Here is a 12,915-nt window from a genome sequence, read left to right as displayed (position 1 = left end):
ATCCTTACGGAACGATCAGTGTACCAGCGCCGTGTTCGGTGAACAGTTCGAGCAGCACCGAATGCGGCGTCTTGCCATTGAGGATGACGACGCCCTCGACGCCGCGCTCGATCGCCTCGATGCAGGTCTCGACCTTGGGGATCATGCCACCCGAGACCGTACCATCCTTGATCAGCGCCTTCGCCTCGGTGACCGTCAGCTCGTCGATCAGCTTCTTGTTCTTGTCGAGCACGCCCGGCACGTCGGTCAGGAACAGAAGGCGCGAGGCCTTGCAGGCGCCTGCGATGGCGCCGGCGAAAGTGTCGGCGTTGATGTTGTAGGTGTGACCGTCACGGCCGGGCGCCACCGGCGCCAGCACGGGGATCATTTCGGAGCGTGCCAGCAGGTCGAGGAGCGTGCGGTCGACCTCGACCGGCTCGCCGACGAAACCGAGATCGAGCACGCGCTCGATGTTGGAATCGGGGTCGATCATGGTCTTGCGCGCCTTTTCGGCGAACACCATGTTGCCGTCCTTGCCGCACAGGCCGATCGCCCATTCGCCTTCGGCGTTGATCAGTGCGACGATCTCCTTGTTGATCGACCCGGCCAACACCATCTCGACGATCTCGACCGTCTTCTGGTCGGTGACGCGCAGGCCGCCCTCGAACTTGGATTCGATCCCCATCTTGTTCAGCATGGCGCCGATTTGCGGGCCGCCGCCATGGACGACGATTGGATTGACGCCGGACTGCTTCAACAGCGCGATGTCGCGGGCGAAGGCCTTGCCGAGTTCGAGATCGCCCATGGCGTGGCCGCCATATTTCACCACGACCGTCTTGTGCTCGTAGCGCTGCATGTAGGGCAGCGCGCGCGACAAGAGGGCGGCCTGCATTTCGGCGGTGGCGGCGACGTCCGTCATCGGCGTGGTTCCCTGGCTTTTGGTTTTATGCATGTCGTTGTCCCAAACCGCTGGGCACTTTTGGGCGACATGCATCAGGTAAGAACGGCGGCGTCTTAGCGGGAATTAACGCGAGCCGCAAATGGCATTGCTGTCATATTCGAGCGGTTCACGGTGTCGTCATTGTGACGGCACCATCAGCGGCGCCCGCCGCTTCAGCCAGCCCGAGATCTTCTCCATCTGCGCGGCGAGCGACAAAAGCGTTTCCTCGTCGCCCGGGCGGCCGGCGGCCTGGATGCCGAGCGGCAGGCCGGCGTCCGTGACATGGACGGGAAGCGCAATCGACGGCTGGCCGCTGACATTGTGGATCGCGGGCCAGTGCGTGAACCAAAGGCTCTTGTCCATCAACTGGCCGAACAGTGGTTTGATCCTGAGCAGCGCCGTGAGACGCAGCTTGTCGAGCAGGTTTTCGATCAACTCGTCGGCGCCTTTGGGATCCATGGCACCGCAGGCAAGCGGCGGGTGCGCGATGACGGGCATCAGCACCGCATCGTAGCGCGCGGTGTCCTCGATCAGGCGGCGCGACGCGGCATGCAGCCGCTGCAGGCCGGCATAGACCTCGCCGGCCGAGATCAATTCGCCCAGCCGCCCGAGCACCCGCGTGGCGCGCTCGATGTCGCCCGTCACCGAGCGGCCGACGCGCAGCGCTTCACCCCGCAACGAGCCGGCGACGGCGGAGGCGACCGTCGTGCAAAAATCGGCGAAGAAATCGCGGCCGATGAAGGGCAGCTCGATGTCCTCGACGGTATGGCCGCCCTCGCGGGCGAGCGCCACGGCAATGTCGAGCGCCTTGAGCGTCTCTGGCGAGATCGGCAGGCCAAGTGGCGACTTGCGATAGACGGCCAGCTTGAGCTTGCCGGGATCGCGCGCCGCGGCTGCGGCGAACGGACCCTTTGGCGGTCGCGCGGCATAAGGCGCCAGCGCATCTGGACCATGGGTCAGGTCGAGCAGCAGCGCGCAGTCGCGCACCGAGCGGGTGACGGCGTGATCGACGACCATGCCGTACCAGCTTTCGCTTACCAGCGGCGACAGCGGGACACGGCCGCGCGAGGTCTTGAGACCGACAAGCCCGCTGCAGGCCGAAGGCACGCGGATCGAGCCGCCGCCATCCGACGCATGCGCCGCCGGCACGACGCCGGCGGCGACCAGGGCTGCCGAACCGCCCGATGAGCCGCCGGTGGTGTGGCCGGTATTCCAGGGATTGCGGGTGATGCCGAAGGCTTTGGATTCCGTCATCAGCCGCAGCCCGTGCTCGGGCGACGTCGAGGTGACGATCGGGATCAGCCCGGCGGCGAGATAGCGTTCGGTCATCACGGAATTGAAATCGGGCAGCCACGCCGGAATACGGCTGCCGCCATGCGAGGGCACACCCTTGATGGCAATGCCGAGATCCTTGATGGCAAAGGGGACGCCGGCCAGCGGCAAGGAGCGGTCGATGGCCTTCGCCCGCGCCCGCGCGGCGTCATAGAGCGTTTCGGCCGTGGCATTGATTTCGGGGCGAGTGGCCTCGGCGCGGGCGATTGCCGCTTCAGTCAGTTCGATCGCCGACACTTCGCCCTTGCGCACCAGACCGGCAAGGCCGGTGGCGTCTTCTTCCCAAAGGATTCGTCCGACGGACATGCGCGCTCCCCCGTTGCCGCCAAGCTAGTCAGCGGCAATTCCCTTGGCAATCGCAGCCTGCGCATGGACGCCGAACTTTAGGTGTGCGGAATATTTCCGCGTTGCAAATACATCGCAATTGCCTAATTTGGCCCGCATGACGCCGCAGGACATCACCAAGCTGATCGTTCGGACTTCGATGAAGGATCGGGCTGCGTTCGACCTGCTGTACCGGCAGACCAGCGCGAAACTTTTCGGCGTGTGCCTTCGTGTATTGAACGACCGGGGAGACGCGGAAGAAGCGTTGCAGGAAGTCTTCGTCAAGATATGGACGAAGGCGGATCGTTTTGCCGTCTCCGATCTGAGCCCGATCTCCTGGCTGGTGGCGATCGCGCGCAACCATGCGATCGATCGCATCCGAGCGCGGCGCAAGCCTGCAGTCGATATCGATGCCGCGCTCGACGTGGCCGATCCGGCGCCGGGACCAGAAGCGATGGCGGTGGCGGGCGATGAGACCGAACGCATCCACCACTGTCTCGATGAATTGGAAAAGGATCGGGCGGCGGCCGTTCGGGGCGCTTATCTCAAGGGCGAAAGCTATGCCGAACTGGCGGAGCGCCATGGCGTGCCGTTGAACACGATGCGTACCTGGCTGCGCCGCAGCCTGATGAAACTTAGAGAATGTCTGGAAAGATGACGCTGGCGGAGGACAATGGACCGGAACGTGGAGGCGACGACCTGTTCGCCGCCGAATACGTTCTTGGCGTTCTGCCGGCGGAAGAGCGGCAGATCGCATCCAGGCGTATCGACAGCGAGACAGAGTTCGCGCGGCTCGTCGATGGTTGGGAAGTTCACCTCTCGCCGTTGGCCGCCGGCTATCCGGAGATCGAACCACCTGCTTCGGTGAAGCCGGCGATCGACCGCCTGTTGTTTTCATCCGCCGCCGCCGCGCCCGCCGAACCGCGCGCCGGCCTGTGGTCCAGCCTCGCCTTCTGGCGCGGTCTTGCCGTGGCGGCTGTTGCCGCGCTGGCGCTCTATGTCGCCGTTCCCTATGTCAATCGACCGGCTGAACAGCCGCAGGCGCGACTGGTCGCCTCGCTGGCCGCCGACGGCAGCGACGTCAAATATCTCGCCGTCTATGATTCCGAACGGCATGAAGTCAGCCTTTCGCATGTTTCCGGTGCGCTCGCCTCCGGCAAGGACTTCGAACTGTGGATGATCGAGGGCAAGAACGCGCCGATCTCCATGGGCGTCATCCCGGCCGGCGCGACGGCGCACATCGGTGTCTCGCCCGCCACGCAGCGGAAACTGGCGCAGGGCGCCGTGCTGGCCGTCAGCCTCGAGCCTGCCGGAGGCTCGCCGACCGGCCAGCCGACCGGCCCCGTTGTTGCCGCGGGCGATCTGAAGGGCATCTGATCGACTCTTCGGATTGTGACCCAAGATGGAAATTATCCAGTCTATCTTCCATCACATATGTCTAATAGGCCAGTAAGCCGGAAAACCGCCGTGCTCGAAAATTTTTCCGCAATGCAAATAAATCTAAAAATCAAGAAATAGTCTGAAACTCACGCATCTGTGTTCCGTATCTCCTCGCGTCCCCAAAAATGGGAAGAGAAACCCGAGGAGTCTAATATCATGCGTAGATTCGCTACCCTTTTGCTCGCCGGTACGATCGCTGTCTCCGCGCTTGCCACGGCCGCTTATGCAGAAAATCCGATGGTCGGCGGCGCCGCCATGTTTGCCAACAAGACCATCGTCGACAACGCCGTCAATTCCAAGGATCACACGACGCTGGTCGCCGCCGTCAAGGCCGCCGGCTTGGTCGAGACGCTGCAAGGCGCCGGCCCGTTCACCGTCTTCGCGCCGACCAACGAAGCCTTCGCGGCACTGCCGGCCGGCACGGTCGACACGCTGCTCAAGCCCGAGAACAAGGACAAGCTCACCAAGATCCTGGCCTGCCACGTTATCGGCGCCAAGGCGATGGGGGCGGATGTGGCCGCGATGGCCAAGGCCGACGGCGGGACGCACAAGGTCAAGGCGGTCGGCGGCTGCGAGCTGTCGCTCAAGGCCGATGGCGGCAAGGTCACCGTCATCGACGAGAACGGCAATGTCGCCAATGTGACGATCGCCGATGTCGAACAGTCCAACGGCGTCATCCATGTCATCGACAAGGTCCTGCTCCCGAAAATGTGATGGAGCCGAAAATGTAACAAGGCGCTTGCCGCGGACGAAACTGCAGGCAAGAGCTCTCGGTCGATCGCGTCGTCTCGCTCCCGTGATCCGCAATCGACACGCCTGCTCCGCGCCGTTCCACGGTCAGCCGTGAACGGCGCGGAGTGTCGTTTGGGGGCAACCGTCACCGGCTTTTGACTTTTGCGTGGCGGGTATAGTTTGGCAAAACGGACAGGAGGAACTGGTCATGAACCGTCGCGACTTTCTTTTGAGCGGTGCCGCCGCGATCGGCGTAGCCGGTGCCGCAGCCACGGTGCTTCGCATGGGCAGCCCGCAGGCCGCGCAAGCCGCCGAGAAATTCGAGATCACCAAGACCGACGACGAATGGAAGGCCATCCTGTCGCCGGCCGCCTTCGACGTGCTGCGCAAGGAGGGCACCGAGTATCCAGGCACCAGCCCGCTGCTCAACGAACACCGCAAGGGTATCTTCGCCTGCGCCGGCTGCGACCTGCCGGTCTATCCCTCGGAGACGAAATTCGATTCCGGCACCGGCTGGCCGAGCTTCTGGCAGGAGATCGCCAACGGCATCGGCAAGACCGAGGACCGGTCGCTGGGCATGACCCGCACCGAAGTGCATTGCCGCCGCTGCGGCGGCCATCTCGGCCACGTCTTCGATGATGGCCCGGCGCCGACCGGCCTGCGCCACTGCATCAACGGCGTCGCGCTGACCTTTAAGCCCGCCACCGCCTGACGATACCAAGGGTAATAAAAACTCCGGGCTTTGCGGCCCGGAGTTTTTTTGCGCTGTCAGAGTTTCAGGCGTGGACTGGAGGAGCTTCCCGAAACCGCTGCCGCGTATGGTTCTTTGTTTCAGTGCCCGCCGCCTCCGCCACCACCGGGGGCGGCCGGCTTCTTGATCAGCATGGTGAACAGGCCAAGCGTCGCGAACAGCACCGTGAGCATGTAGAACACGTCCATGAAAGACAGCAGCGCCGCCTGTTGATGGACCATGCCCGACAATTTGGAGATTGCCGCACTGGTGGCGTCCAGGCCTGATGTCTGCTCGAAGTTGAGCGTCATGTTCTGCAGCTTCTGCTGGGCCGCCGCGCTGCCCCACTGCACGTGCTCGGCGAGCCTTGCGTAGTGGAAGGCATTGCGGTCGATCAGCACGGTGTTGATGAGGGCAAGGCCGACCGCACCACCGAGATTGCGGGTGAGGTTGAACAGGCCGGATGCATTCTTCAACCGGTCCGGCGGCAAGGTGCCGAGCGCGATGTTGTTGATCGGCACCATGCACAGCATCATCGAACAGCCGCGCAGGATCTGCGGGATGAGCAACTCATAAAAATCCCAGTCGGCGGTCAGGTGCGTCATCCACCATGTGCCGGTGGCGAAGCCGAAGAAGCCGATCATCATCATCAGCCGCAGATCCATCTTGCTCGACAGGATGCCGGAGATCGGTGCGGTGAAGAACATGGCCAGGCCGCTGACGAACAGCGCTTCGCCGATCATCATCGAATCGTAGCCGCGGATGCGCCCGAGGAAGACCGGATAGAGATAGGTCAGGCCATAGAGACCGATGCCGATGACGAAGGAAAACAGCGAGCCGAAGGCGAAATTGATGTTGCTGAAGGCCTTGAGGTCGACGATCGGTTCCTCGGCCGTGAAGACACGCCAGAAGAAGATCACCGCGCCGATGGTCATGATGATGGCGCAGATGAACACGGCCTGGTCTTGCAGCCAGTCATTGTTCGGACCCTCTTCCAGCACATACTCCATGCAACCGAGGAAGGCGGCCATGCTGGCGAGGCCCCACCAGTCGAACTTCGAGAACAGCTTGAGATTGGGCTTGTCGAAATCGATCAACGACCAGGCCGCGGTCGCCACCAGAATGCCGGGCACGACATTGACCAGGAACAGCCAGTGCCATGAAAAGGCGTGGCTGATATAGCCGCCGACGGTCGGGCCGATGGTCGGCGCCAGCGTCGCCACCAGGCCGATCATCGGCGAGACGATGGCGCGGCGCGACGGCGGGAAGATGGTGAAGGCGGCAGCGAAGACGCTCGGGATCATGCCGCCGCCGATGAAGCCCTGCACGGCGCGGTAGACGATCATCTGGTCGATGTTGGTGGCGGTCGCGGCCAGCGCGCTGGCCGCGGTGAAGCCCGCGGCCGCGACGGTGAACAGCACGCGCGTCGACAGCATCCGACTGAGGAAGCCCGACAGCGGGATCATGACCACCTCGGCGATCAGATAGGCTGTCTGCACCCAGGGGATCTCGTCGGAACTGGCGCTGAGACCCGCCTGGATCTCGGCCAGCGAGGCCGAGACGATCTGGATGTCCAGGATCGCCATGAACATTCCGAACACCATCGCCAGGAAGGCAATGACGCGGCGCGTCGAAATCGTGTCGGGAACCGCCGGCATGGCCGGTGGCGATCCTGCGGTGATGGTAGCGGTTGCCATTCCATGGCCCTCCTTGGGGCCTCGTTGAGGCAGGCCGGGCGGCTCGGTGCTTCAATCAGCCACCAAGCCGCCCTCCGAAAAGCGATCAGTTAGTGCTCGCGGCAGGCGCCGTGCGGCTGTCGACGGCGACGACGACGCTCAAGCCCGCGCGCAGCTTGCCGGTCTTCAGCGCATCGGCCGGCACGTCGATGCGGACCGGCACGCGCTGCACCACCTTGGTGAAGTTGCCGGTGGCGTTTTCCGGCGGCAGCAGCGAGAACACCGCGCCCGACGCCGGCGCCAGCGAGGAGACGGTCCCCTGGATGGGATGGCCGTCGATGGCATCGACCGAGATGTTGACCTTTTCGCCGGGCACCAGCCGGGCAAGCTGCGTCTCCTTGAAGTTGGCGACGATGTAGAGCTTGTCCATCGGCACGACCACGGCGAGCTTCTGGCCGGGGCTGACCAGATCGCCCTGTTCGACGGAGCGGTTGCCGACGACGCCGTCATACGGCGCCTTGAGTACGGTAAAAGAGAGATCGCGCGCGGCCTTGTCGCGTCCGAGCTGCAAGGAGGCGAGCGTGCTCGCCGACTCGGCACGCTGTGCCTCGAGCACGCCGATATTGGCCTGCGCGGCGGCGATCTGCGCGTCGGCGCCGACGAGAGCGGCCTTGGCCTGGTCGAGCGCGGTCTGGGCGTCGTCCAGCTGTGCCTGCGTGCCGACATGCGTCTTGACCAGTTGCGCGGCGCGCTGCTGGGCACGGCCGGCATTGTCGGCGGCGGCCTGGTCGGCGACCTTCTGCGCCTGCGCCTGCTGCAGGGAGGCCTGTGCTGCCTTGGTCTGCGCGTCGATGCGGTCGAGCGTCTTGGCCAGCGTGGCGATCTGCGCCTCGGCCTGGGCGACCGCGATCTTGTAGTCGCCGGCATCGATCGTCAGCAGCGGATCACCGGCCTTGACTTGCTGGTTCTCGCTGACCAGGAGCTGATCGACATAGCCGGAAATTTTTGGCGAGACGAACGCCATGTCGGCCTGGACATAAGCATCGTCCGTGGAGATCATGAAGCGGCCCGTGGTCCAGTAATCATAGCCGTACCAGGCGCCGCCGCTCAAAAGGGCAAGGCCGATGATCGGCAGCAGGAAGGAGCGCACCGAGCGCTTCTTCTTGGCCGGAGCTTCAGCCTCCGGCGGCGGCGCGACGACTGGCTGGACATGCACATCGGGCGCTTCCGTCGCCGGGGCAACCTTGGCGTTGGGGAAAGGGCGGACTTCGGCGGTGACGGACGTATTCGAGGACATGACATCTCTCTAAAGTTATAATACTGAACCGTTCGGTTCGATCTGGGCGTTGACATAGCGCGTAAAGAGGACCATATCAAGGGGCAATCGAACCGGTTGGTTCGAATTATTTTCGAGGTGTGACTTTTATGGTGGAGACTGTGCGCAACGCCGAAGCCGACCAGTGCGAGGATCTGCTTGATGGTCTGCGCCGTGGCCGCCCGGCGGCCGGACAGGATCCGGTCAAGCGCAGCCAGATCATCGACGGAGCCCGCCGCGTCTTCATCGAAAAGGGCTTCGAGGCCGCTTCGATGAACGACATCACGCGCCAGGCCGGTGTCTCCAAGGGCACCATCTATGTCTACTTCGCCAACAAGGAAGAGCTGTTCGAGGCGCTGATCGAGGAAGAGCGCGGCACCATCTTCAAAAACATGTACGACATGCTCGACCGCGCCGACGATTTGCGCCAGACGCTGGTCAAGTTCGGCAAGGTGCTGTCGATGAAGATCACCTCGGCCAGGGTCATCCAGGCGCAGCGCACGGTTATCGGCGCCTCCGACAGGATACCGGACATGGGCGCGCGCTTTTACGAACGCGGGCCCAAGCGCGGCCATGACAAGGTGGTGGTCTTCCTCAACGCCGCCATCGAGCGCGGCCTGCTCGAGATCGACGATGTCGACCTCGCCGCCTATCAGTTCACCGAACTGTGCCTGGCCGGTCTTTTCCGGCAGTGCATCTTCGCCTACCGCACCAAGGCACCGACCCAGGACGAGATCGACCACATTGTCAGGTCGGGCGTCGGCATGTTCCTCAAGGCCTACGGCACGGAAAGGCTGGCAGAGGAAGAAAAGAGCTCACACTCGTCCTGACAGGACTCTCCGGAACGGCCGTCAAGTGGCCGATTTTTTGCCGAGGCCGGCTTGACCTCAAGGCGCGGAGCGTCAACGTCTGGATCTGGGTAGAACCGATCATTCGGCGGGAATGGTTCTCGTTCGCGAGCGTGAAGGCAGGACGGGATGGGCGTTCCGAAGCTCCAGAATCAGATGCGACTCATCGTGGCAGACTTCAACGCCGGTCGCCACGAGCAGGCACGGCTGCTTTGCGGGGAGGCTCTTCGCGAGGCGGCTGACGACCCTGCCCTCAACCACCTTATGGCTGCCGTTCTTTTCGCCAAGGGAGAGATATTGGAAGCCCGCGCCCATATTCAGGCAAGTCTGGCGATCCGGGCCGACAATGCATCAGCTCAATTGCTCGCCGGCCGCTTGGCGCGGGCGGCACGGGATTTTGACCAAGCACTGTTCCATCTCTCACGCGCGGCGGAATTGGCGCCTGGCGCCGCTGTGCTTATCGAGCAGGCGCGAACGCTTGATCAGGCAGGCGACCGGGCCCATGCGCTCGAGGTATGGCGACAGGTGACACTTGCCGATCCCTTGTCGGCGGAGGCGGCAGCGCGCCTGGGCCGCATGCTGTTCGAGGACGGAATGCCCGCCGATGCGGCACCCTTGCTGGAGCGGGCCGTAAAGGGGAGCGCGCCCGCATCGGCATGGTTCGACCTCGCCCTTGTCAGGCAGGACCTGCATGATCATGTGGGGGCAGCGGCCGCCTATCGCAAAGCGCTGGAGATACGCCCCGACGACGCCGAGGCGGCGGTCAATCTGGGGGTAGCGCTTCAGGAAGCCGGCGATATGGACGCCGCGATCGAGGCCTATCGAACGGCCTACGGGCAGCGCGCCACAACCTTTGGCGTCATCGCGATGGCCCTGGCGTCAGCGCCGCACGGCAAGCTTTGGATCGATCGCGAAACGCTGAAGGGCGTGCTTGGTAAAAACAAAAATTAGGTCGGGTCGCATTTGGAGCGGCAGCACTCGGACCGGGCTCTAGCGGGCGCGTTTCACGCGAAACTGCTTACGGTAGACACCGGGTTCGGCAAGAACATCGGCGACGGTTTTTCATAGGAGGCTTTGCGCGCGACATCGAAGCTTTCGAAAACGAGCTCGGGCGCGGCGCGCGGCACGGGAAAGCATTGCGCAATCGGCGTGCCCTTCGCCAGCACGCCGGAGAAATCCTGGTCAATCCAAATCGCCGGGAAATTGATGCCGGCGTCCTGGAAGTGATCCGAATCGACGACACCAGTCACCAGGCGGAAAGGAAGATCATCGCGGTTGACGGGATGGGTGGCGAACAGGGACCAGCCTTCCTCCAGCTCGATCGTCCAGAAACTGTTGAATTTTATCGCCGCCAGCCCATTCGACAACGGTGCGCCGGCGAGCTGTTCGGCGACATGGAAGCTGAGCGGCGAACGCGGGTGGCCCTTCGTTGATGGCTCGGCGATGTCCCACCGCCATTCAAAGGCCCCGTTCTCAACTGTCACATCGCATGGCAGCAGGATCATGAAGCCATGTGTCATGGCATCGACGAAGGGCGGACACTGTTTTACTGTCCTGATCTCTCGCCCATGGATTTCCGAATAGGCTTTCGGAGGCATCTTGCGGAGCCAATCAGGCAGGACGCCACGCGCGGGAACCGGCCGGGGCAGCATTTCGGCAAGCGCGGGATCACAACGAAAAACGATACGCATCCGGTTGCCCTCGAACGGCACTGCGATGTTGACCGATAGCCGGGGCGCGGTCAACGTATGCGCGCACGACGACTAGCCGCCATTCGCCGCGAGCACGATGGCAGCCTGCAATTCCTCCAGGCCTTCGCCCTTTTCCGATGATGTCGCCAGCACGAACGGAAACGCCGCCGGACGCTTCTTGATCTTTTGCAGCGTCTCCTCGATCAGCCGCGGCACGCCGGCGGCCTTGATCTTGTCCGTCTTGGTCAGCACGATCTGGTAGGATACCGCCGCCTTGTCGAGCAGCGACAGCACCTCGTCGTCCTTGGCCTTGATGCCGTGGCGGGCATCGATCAGCACATAGACCCGCTTCAGCGTGACACGGCCTTTGAGATAGTCGAAGACCAGCTTGGTCCACTCGTCGACCTTCTCCTTGGGCGCGGTGGCGTAGCCGTAGCCCGGCATGTCGACCAGCGCCATCGGCGGCAGGTCGGTGCCCTCGCCCGAAAATCCGTCCGGTACGAAATAGTTGAGTTCCTGCGTGCGCCCCGGCGTGTTGGAGGTGCGCGCCAGCCCCTTGTGGTTGACCAGGGCGTTGATCAGCGACGACTTGCCGACATTGGAGCGGCCGGCAAAGGCGATCTCCGGCGGCCCTTCCGGCGGCAGGAACTTCATGGCGGGCACGCCGCGGATGAAGATCCATCCGCGCGTGAACAGGTCGGTGTGGATCGCGGTGCTGTTGGGAACGTTCAAGCTGCTGCCTCCAGAAGAGAGATATCGGCGCTCCTGATGGCGTCGAGATTGCGGCCGATCTTGTCCACCGGCCAGTCCCACCATGCCACCGCCAGCAGCCGCCGGATCGTCCTGTCGTCGAAACGCATCTTGACCACTTTCGCGGCGTTGCCGGCAACGATCGCATAGGGCGGCACATCGTGCGTCACAACCGATTTGGCGGCGATGATGGCGCCATGGCCGATTTCCACGCCGGGCAGGATCACGGCCTCCATGCCGATCCAGACATCGTTGCCGACCATCGTGTCGCCGCGTACTTCCTTCGACCATGTCTGGGGGTCGAAACCCTTTTCCCAGCCGTGGCCGAAAATGTTGAACGGATAGGTCGAGAAGCCGGACATGGCGTGGTTGGCGCCGTTCATGATGAAGCGCGCGCCTTCGGCGATGGCGCAGAACTTGCCGATGATGAGCTTGTCGCCGATGAAGGGATAGTGATGCAGCACACATTTTTCGGCGAATTTGTCCGGCCCGTCCGGGTCGTCATAATAGGTGAAGTCGCCGATCTCGATGTTCGGCTCTGTCACCAGAGGCTTCAGGAAGCCGACGCGCGTGTGCATCGGGATCGGGTGCTTGATGCTGGGGTTGGGTCCGTCCATGTCGAAGTCCGTCCAGGAAGTGATAGCCACGCGGATCCGCAATCCGCGCGCCTGGTCAAAATAACGTGATCCGCCCTATAGCACCAATCGGCTGACGAGCGAGCCTTCCTTGCTCGCCACGCTCATTTGTTGCCGCGGCAGATAACGATCGGGTTGGACAGCGCGCTGTCGAAACCACTGCCCTGATAGACCTGAACGTTCGACGCTCCGGGCGGCAGCATGAAGCTGCCTTCGACGACCTTCTGATCTCCCGCCATCCTGTGAAGATCCCAGCTAAACGTGCAGAACTGCGGCGGCGCCTTGGGTTCGACATGGCTGCAGTTGAGCTGCGCGCCGCCCAGCATGGCGGCGCCGCCACAGCTGACCGCATCCTTCGCGGCCGCGGCGCCCGGGCATCCAACGAGAGCCGTGACGGCCGTGACCCTGATCCAATTCATCGCTGAAAATCCTTGCCGGCAAATCCCCATCGCTAGGCGGCTTTTGCATGCCGTGGCCCATGCGTTTTTTTCTTCCCCGGGGCTTAAACGGTCTTGCGCGGGGT

Annotated in this window: 14 protein-coding genes; 6 read left to right on the top strand and 8 right to left on the bottom strand. The window is 63.3% G+C overall.

The genetic code is table 11. From position 1 onward, the window contains the following. Positions 1 to 4 precede the first annotated feature (4 nt). Positions 5 to 898: an acetylglutamate kinase gene (argB, locus tag EJ077_RS28540; protein ID WP_208703156.1), complete on the bottom strand. Its 894-nt coding sequence runs from the start codon at positions 896 to 898 to the stop codon at positions 5 to 7. A gap of 159 nt (positions 899 to 1,057) precedes the next feature. Further along, positions 1,058 to 2,557, bottom strand: coding sequence for an amidase (locus EJ077_RS28535; RefSeq protein WP_208698087.1), 1,500 nt, complete (start codon positions 2,555 to 2,557; stop codon positions 1,058 to 1,060). A 136-nt stretch (positions 2,558 to 2,693) separates the two neighbouring features. On the opposite strand from EJ077_RS28535, the gene EJ077_RS28530 reads away from it, so the two are divergent. The 4 genes from EJ077_RS28530 (at position 2,694) to msrB (ending at position 5,459) form a co-directional block, all read left to right on the top strand. Then, entirely contained in the window at positions 2,694 to 3,233 is a 540-nt protein-coding gene (locus EJ077_RS28530; protein ID WP_208703154.1) for a sigma-70 family RNA polymerase sigma factor, read from the top strand. After that, the gene (locus tag EJ077_RS28525; protein ID WP_208703155.1) at positions 3,230 to 3,952 is read left to right on the top strand and encodes an anti-sigma factor; all 723 of its coding nucleotides are present in this window, start codon (positions 3,230 to 3,232) and stop codon (positions 3,950 to 3,952) included. The genes EJ077_RS28530 and EJ077_RS28525 overlap by 4 nt, the downstream gene beginning before the upstream one ends. Before the next feature lie 219 nt (positions 3,953 to 4,171). Then, positions 4,172 to 4,729: a fasciclin domain-containing protein gene (locus EJ077_RS28520; RefSeq protein WP_208698085.1), complete on the top strand. Its 558-nt coding sequence runs from the start codon at positions 4,172 to 4,174 to the stop codon at positions 4,727 to 4,729. A gap of 226 nt (positions 4,730 to 4,955) precedes the next feature. After that, complete coding sequence (msrB, locus tag EJ077_RS28515) at positions 4,956 to 5,459, top strand: peptide-methionine (R)-S-oxide reductase MsrB (RefSeq protein WP_208698083.1); 504 nt, start codon at positions 4,956 to 4,958, stop codon at positions 5,457 to 5,459. A gap of 119 nt (positions 5,460 to 5,578) precedes the next feature. On the opposite strand, the gene EJ077_RS28510 is transcribed toward msrB, so the two are convergent. Then, positions 5,579 to 7,135 (bottom strand): DHA2 family efflux MFS transporter permease subunit, encoded by a 1,557-nt coding sequence (locus tag EJ077_RS28510; protein WP_245458813.1) that lies wholly within the window; start codon positions 7,133 to 7,135, stop codon positions 5,579 to 5,581. Between the two features lie 124 nt (positions 7,136 to 7,259). Continuing rightward, a complete protein-coding gene (locus EJ077_RS28505; protein WP_208698079.1) occupies positions 7,260 to 8,450 on the bottom strand; it encodes an HlyD family secretion protein in 1,191 nt (396 codons plus the stop codon). A gap of 128 nt (positions 8,451 to 8,578) precedes the next feature. Here EJ077_RS28505 and EJ077_RS28500 point away from each other — a divergent pair, with 128 nt between their 5' ends. Both EJ077_RS28500 and EJ077_RS28495 read left to right on the top strand, forming a co-directional pair. Continuing rightward, positions 8,579 to 9,298 carry a TetR/AcrR family transcriptional regulator gene (locus EJ077_RS28500; RefSeq protein ID WP_208698077.1) on the top strand — a complete coding sequence of 240 codons (720 nt, stop codon included), beginning with the start codon at positions 8,579 to 8,581 and terminating at the stop codon, positions 9,296 to 9,298. A 147-nt stretch (positions 9,299 to 9,445) separates the two neighbouring features. After that, positions 9,446 to 10,267, top strand: coding sequence for a tetratricopeptide repeat protein (locus EJ077_RS28495; RefSeq protein ID WP_245458574.1), 822 nt, complete (start codon positions 9,446 to 9,448; stop codon positions 10,265 to 10,267). A gap of 53 nt (positions 10,268 to 10,320) precedes the next feature. On the opposite strand, the gene EJ077_RS28490 is transcribed toward EJ077_RS28495, so the two are convergent. The 4 genes from EJ077_RS28490 to EJ077_RS28475 all read right to left on the bottom strand — a co-directional run bounded on the left by EJ077_RS28490 (position 10,321) and on the right by EJ077_RS28475 (position 12,811). Further along, complete coding sequence (locus tag EJ077_RS28490) at positions 10,321 to 11,028, bottom strand: hypothetical protein (protein WP_245458573.1); 708 nt, start codon at positions 11,026 to 11,028, stop codon at positions 10,321 to 10,323. A 51-nt stretch (positions 11,029 to 11,079) separates the two neighbouring features. Further along, positions 11,080 to 11,661, bottom strand: a complete 582-nt coding sequence (yihA, locus tag EJ077_RS28485; protein WP_245458812.1) for a ribosome biogenesis GTP-binding protein YihA/YsxC — start codon at positions 11,659 to 11,661, stop codon at positions 11,080 to 11,082. A 74-nt stretch (positions 11,662 to 11,735) separates the two neighbouring features. Further along, on the bottom strand, positions 11,736 to 12,374 hold the full coding sequence (locus tag EJ077_RS28480; protein WP_208703152.1) for a CatB-related O-acetyltransferase: 639 nt from the start codon (positions 12,372 to 12,374) through the stop codon (positions 11,736 to 11,738). Between the two features lie 122 nt (positions 12,375 to 12,496). Beyond that, entirely contained in the window at positions 12,497 to 12,811 is a 315-nt protein-coding gene (locus EJ077_RS28475) for a hypothetical protein (protein WP_208698074.1), read from the bottom strand. Between the last annotated feature and the right edge of the window lie 104 nt (positions 12,812 to 12,915).

It is taken from the genome of Mesorhizobium sp. M8A.F.Ca.ET.057.01.1.1, assembly GCF_003952565.1.
Classification (GTDB): domain Bacteria; phylum Pseudomonadota; class Alphaproteobacteria; order Rhizobiales; family Rhizobiaceae; genus Mesorhizobium.
The sequence above is the reverse complement of the archived record's forward strand: the minus strand, read 5'-3'. Positions and strand labels throughout refer to the sequence as shown.

Excerpts from the sequence above, each read along its gene's own strand:
- argB (WP_208703156.1), bottom strand. The coding sequence starts at position 898 with ATGACGGACGTCGCCGCCACCGCCGAAATGCAGGCCGCCCTCTTGTCG.
- EJ077_RS28535 (WP_208698087.1), bottom strand. The coding sequence starts at position 2,557 with ATGTCCGTCGGACGAATCCTTTGGGAAGAAGACGCCACCGGCCTTGCC.
- EJ077_RS28530 (WP_208703154.1), top strand. The coding sequence starts at position 2,694 with ATGACGCCGCAGGACATCACCAAGCTGATCGTTCGGACTTCGATGAAG.
- EJ077_RS28525 (WP_208703155.1), top strand. The coding sequence starts at position 3,230 with ATGACGCTGGCGGAGGACAATGGACCGGAACGTGGAGGCGACGACCTG.
- EJ077_RS28520 (WP_208698085.1), top strand. The coding sequence starts at position 4,172 with ATGCGTAGATTCGCTACCCTTTTGCTCGCCGGTACGATCGCTGTCTCC.
- msrB (WP_208698083.1), top strand. The coding sequence starts at position 4,956 with ATGAACCGTCGCGACTTTCTTTTGAGCGGTGCCGCCGCGATCGGCGTA.
- EJ077_RS28510 (WP_245458813.1), bottom strand. The coding sequence starts at position 7,135 with ATGCCGGCGGTTCCCGACACGATTTCGACGCGCCGCGTCATTGCCTTC.
- EJ077_RS28505 (WP_208698079.1), bottom strand. The coding sequence starts at position 8,450 with ATGTCCTCGAATACGTCCGTCACCGCCGAAGTCCGCCCTTTCCCCAAC.
- EJ077_RS28500 (WP_208698077.1), top strand. The coding sequence starts at position 8,579 with ATGGTGGAGACTGTGCGCAACGCCGAAGCCGACCAGTGCGAGGATCTG.
- EJ077_RS28495 (WP_245458574.1), top strand. The coding sequence starts at position 9,446 with ATGGGCGTTCCGAAGCTCCAGAATCAGATGCGACTCATCGTGGCAGAC.
- yihA (WP_245458812.1), bottom strand. The coding sequence starts at position 11,661 with ATGAAGTTCCTGCCGCCGGAAGGGCCGCCGGAGATCGCCTTTGCCGGC.
- EJ077_RS28480 (WP_208703152.1), bottom strand. The coding sequence starts at position 12,374 with ATGGACGGACCCAACCCCAGCATCAAGCACCCGATCCCGATGCACACG.
- EJ077_RS28475 (WP_208698074.1), bottom strand. The coding sequence starts at position 12,811 with ATGAATTGGATCAGGGTCACGGCCGTCACGGCTCTCGTTGGATGCCCG.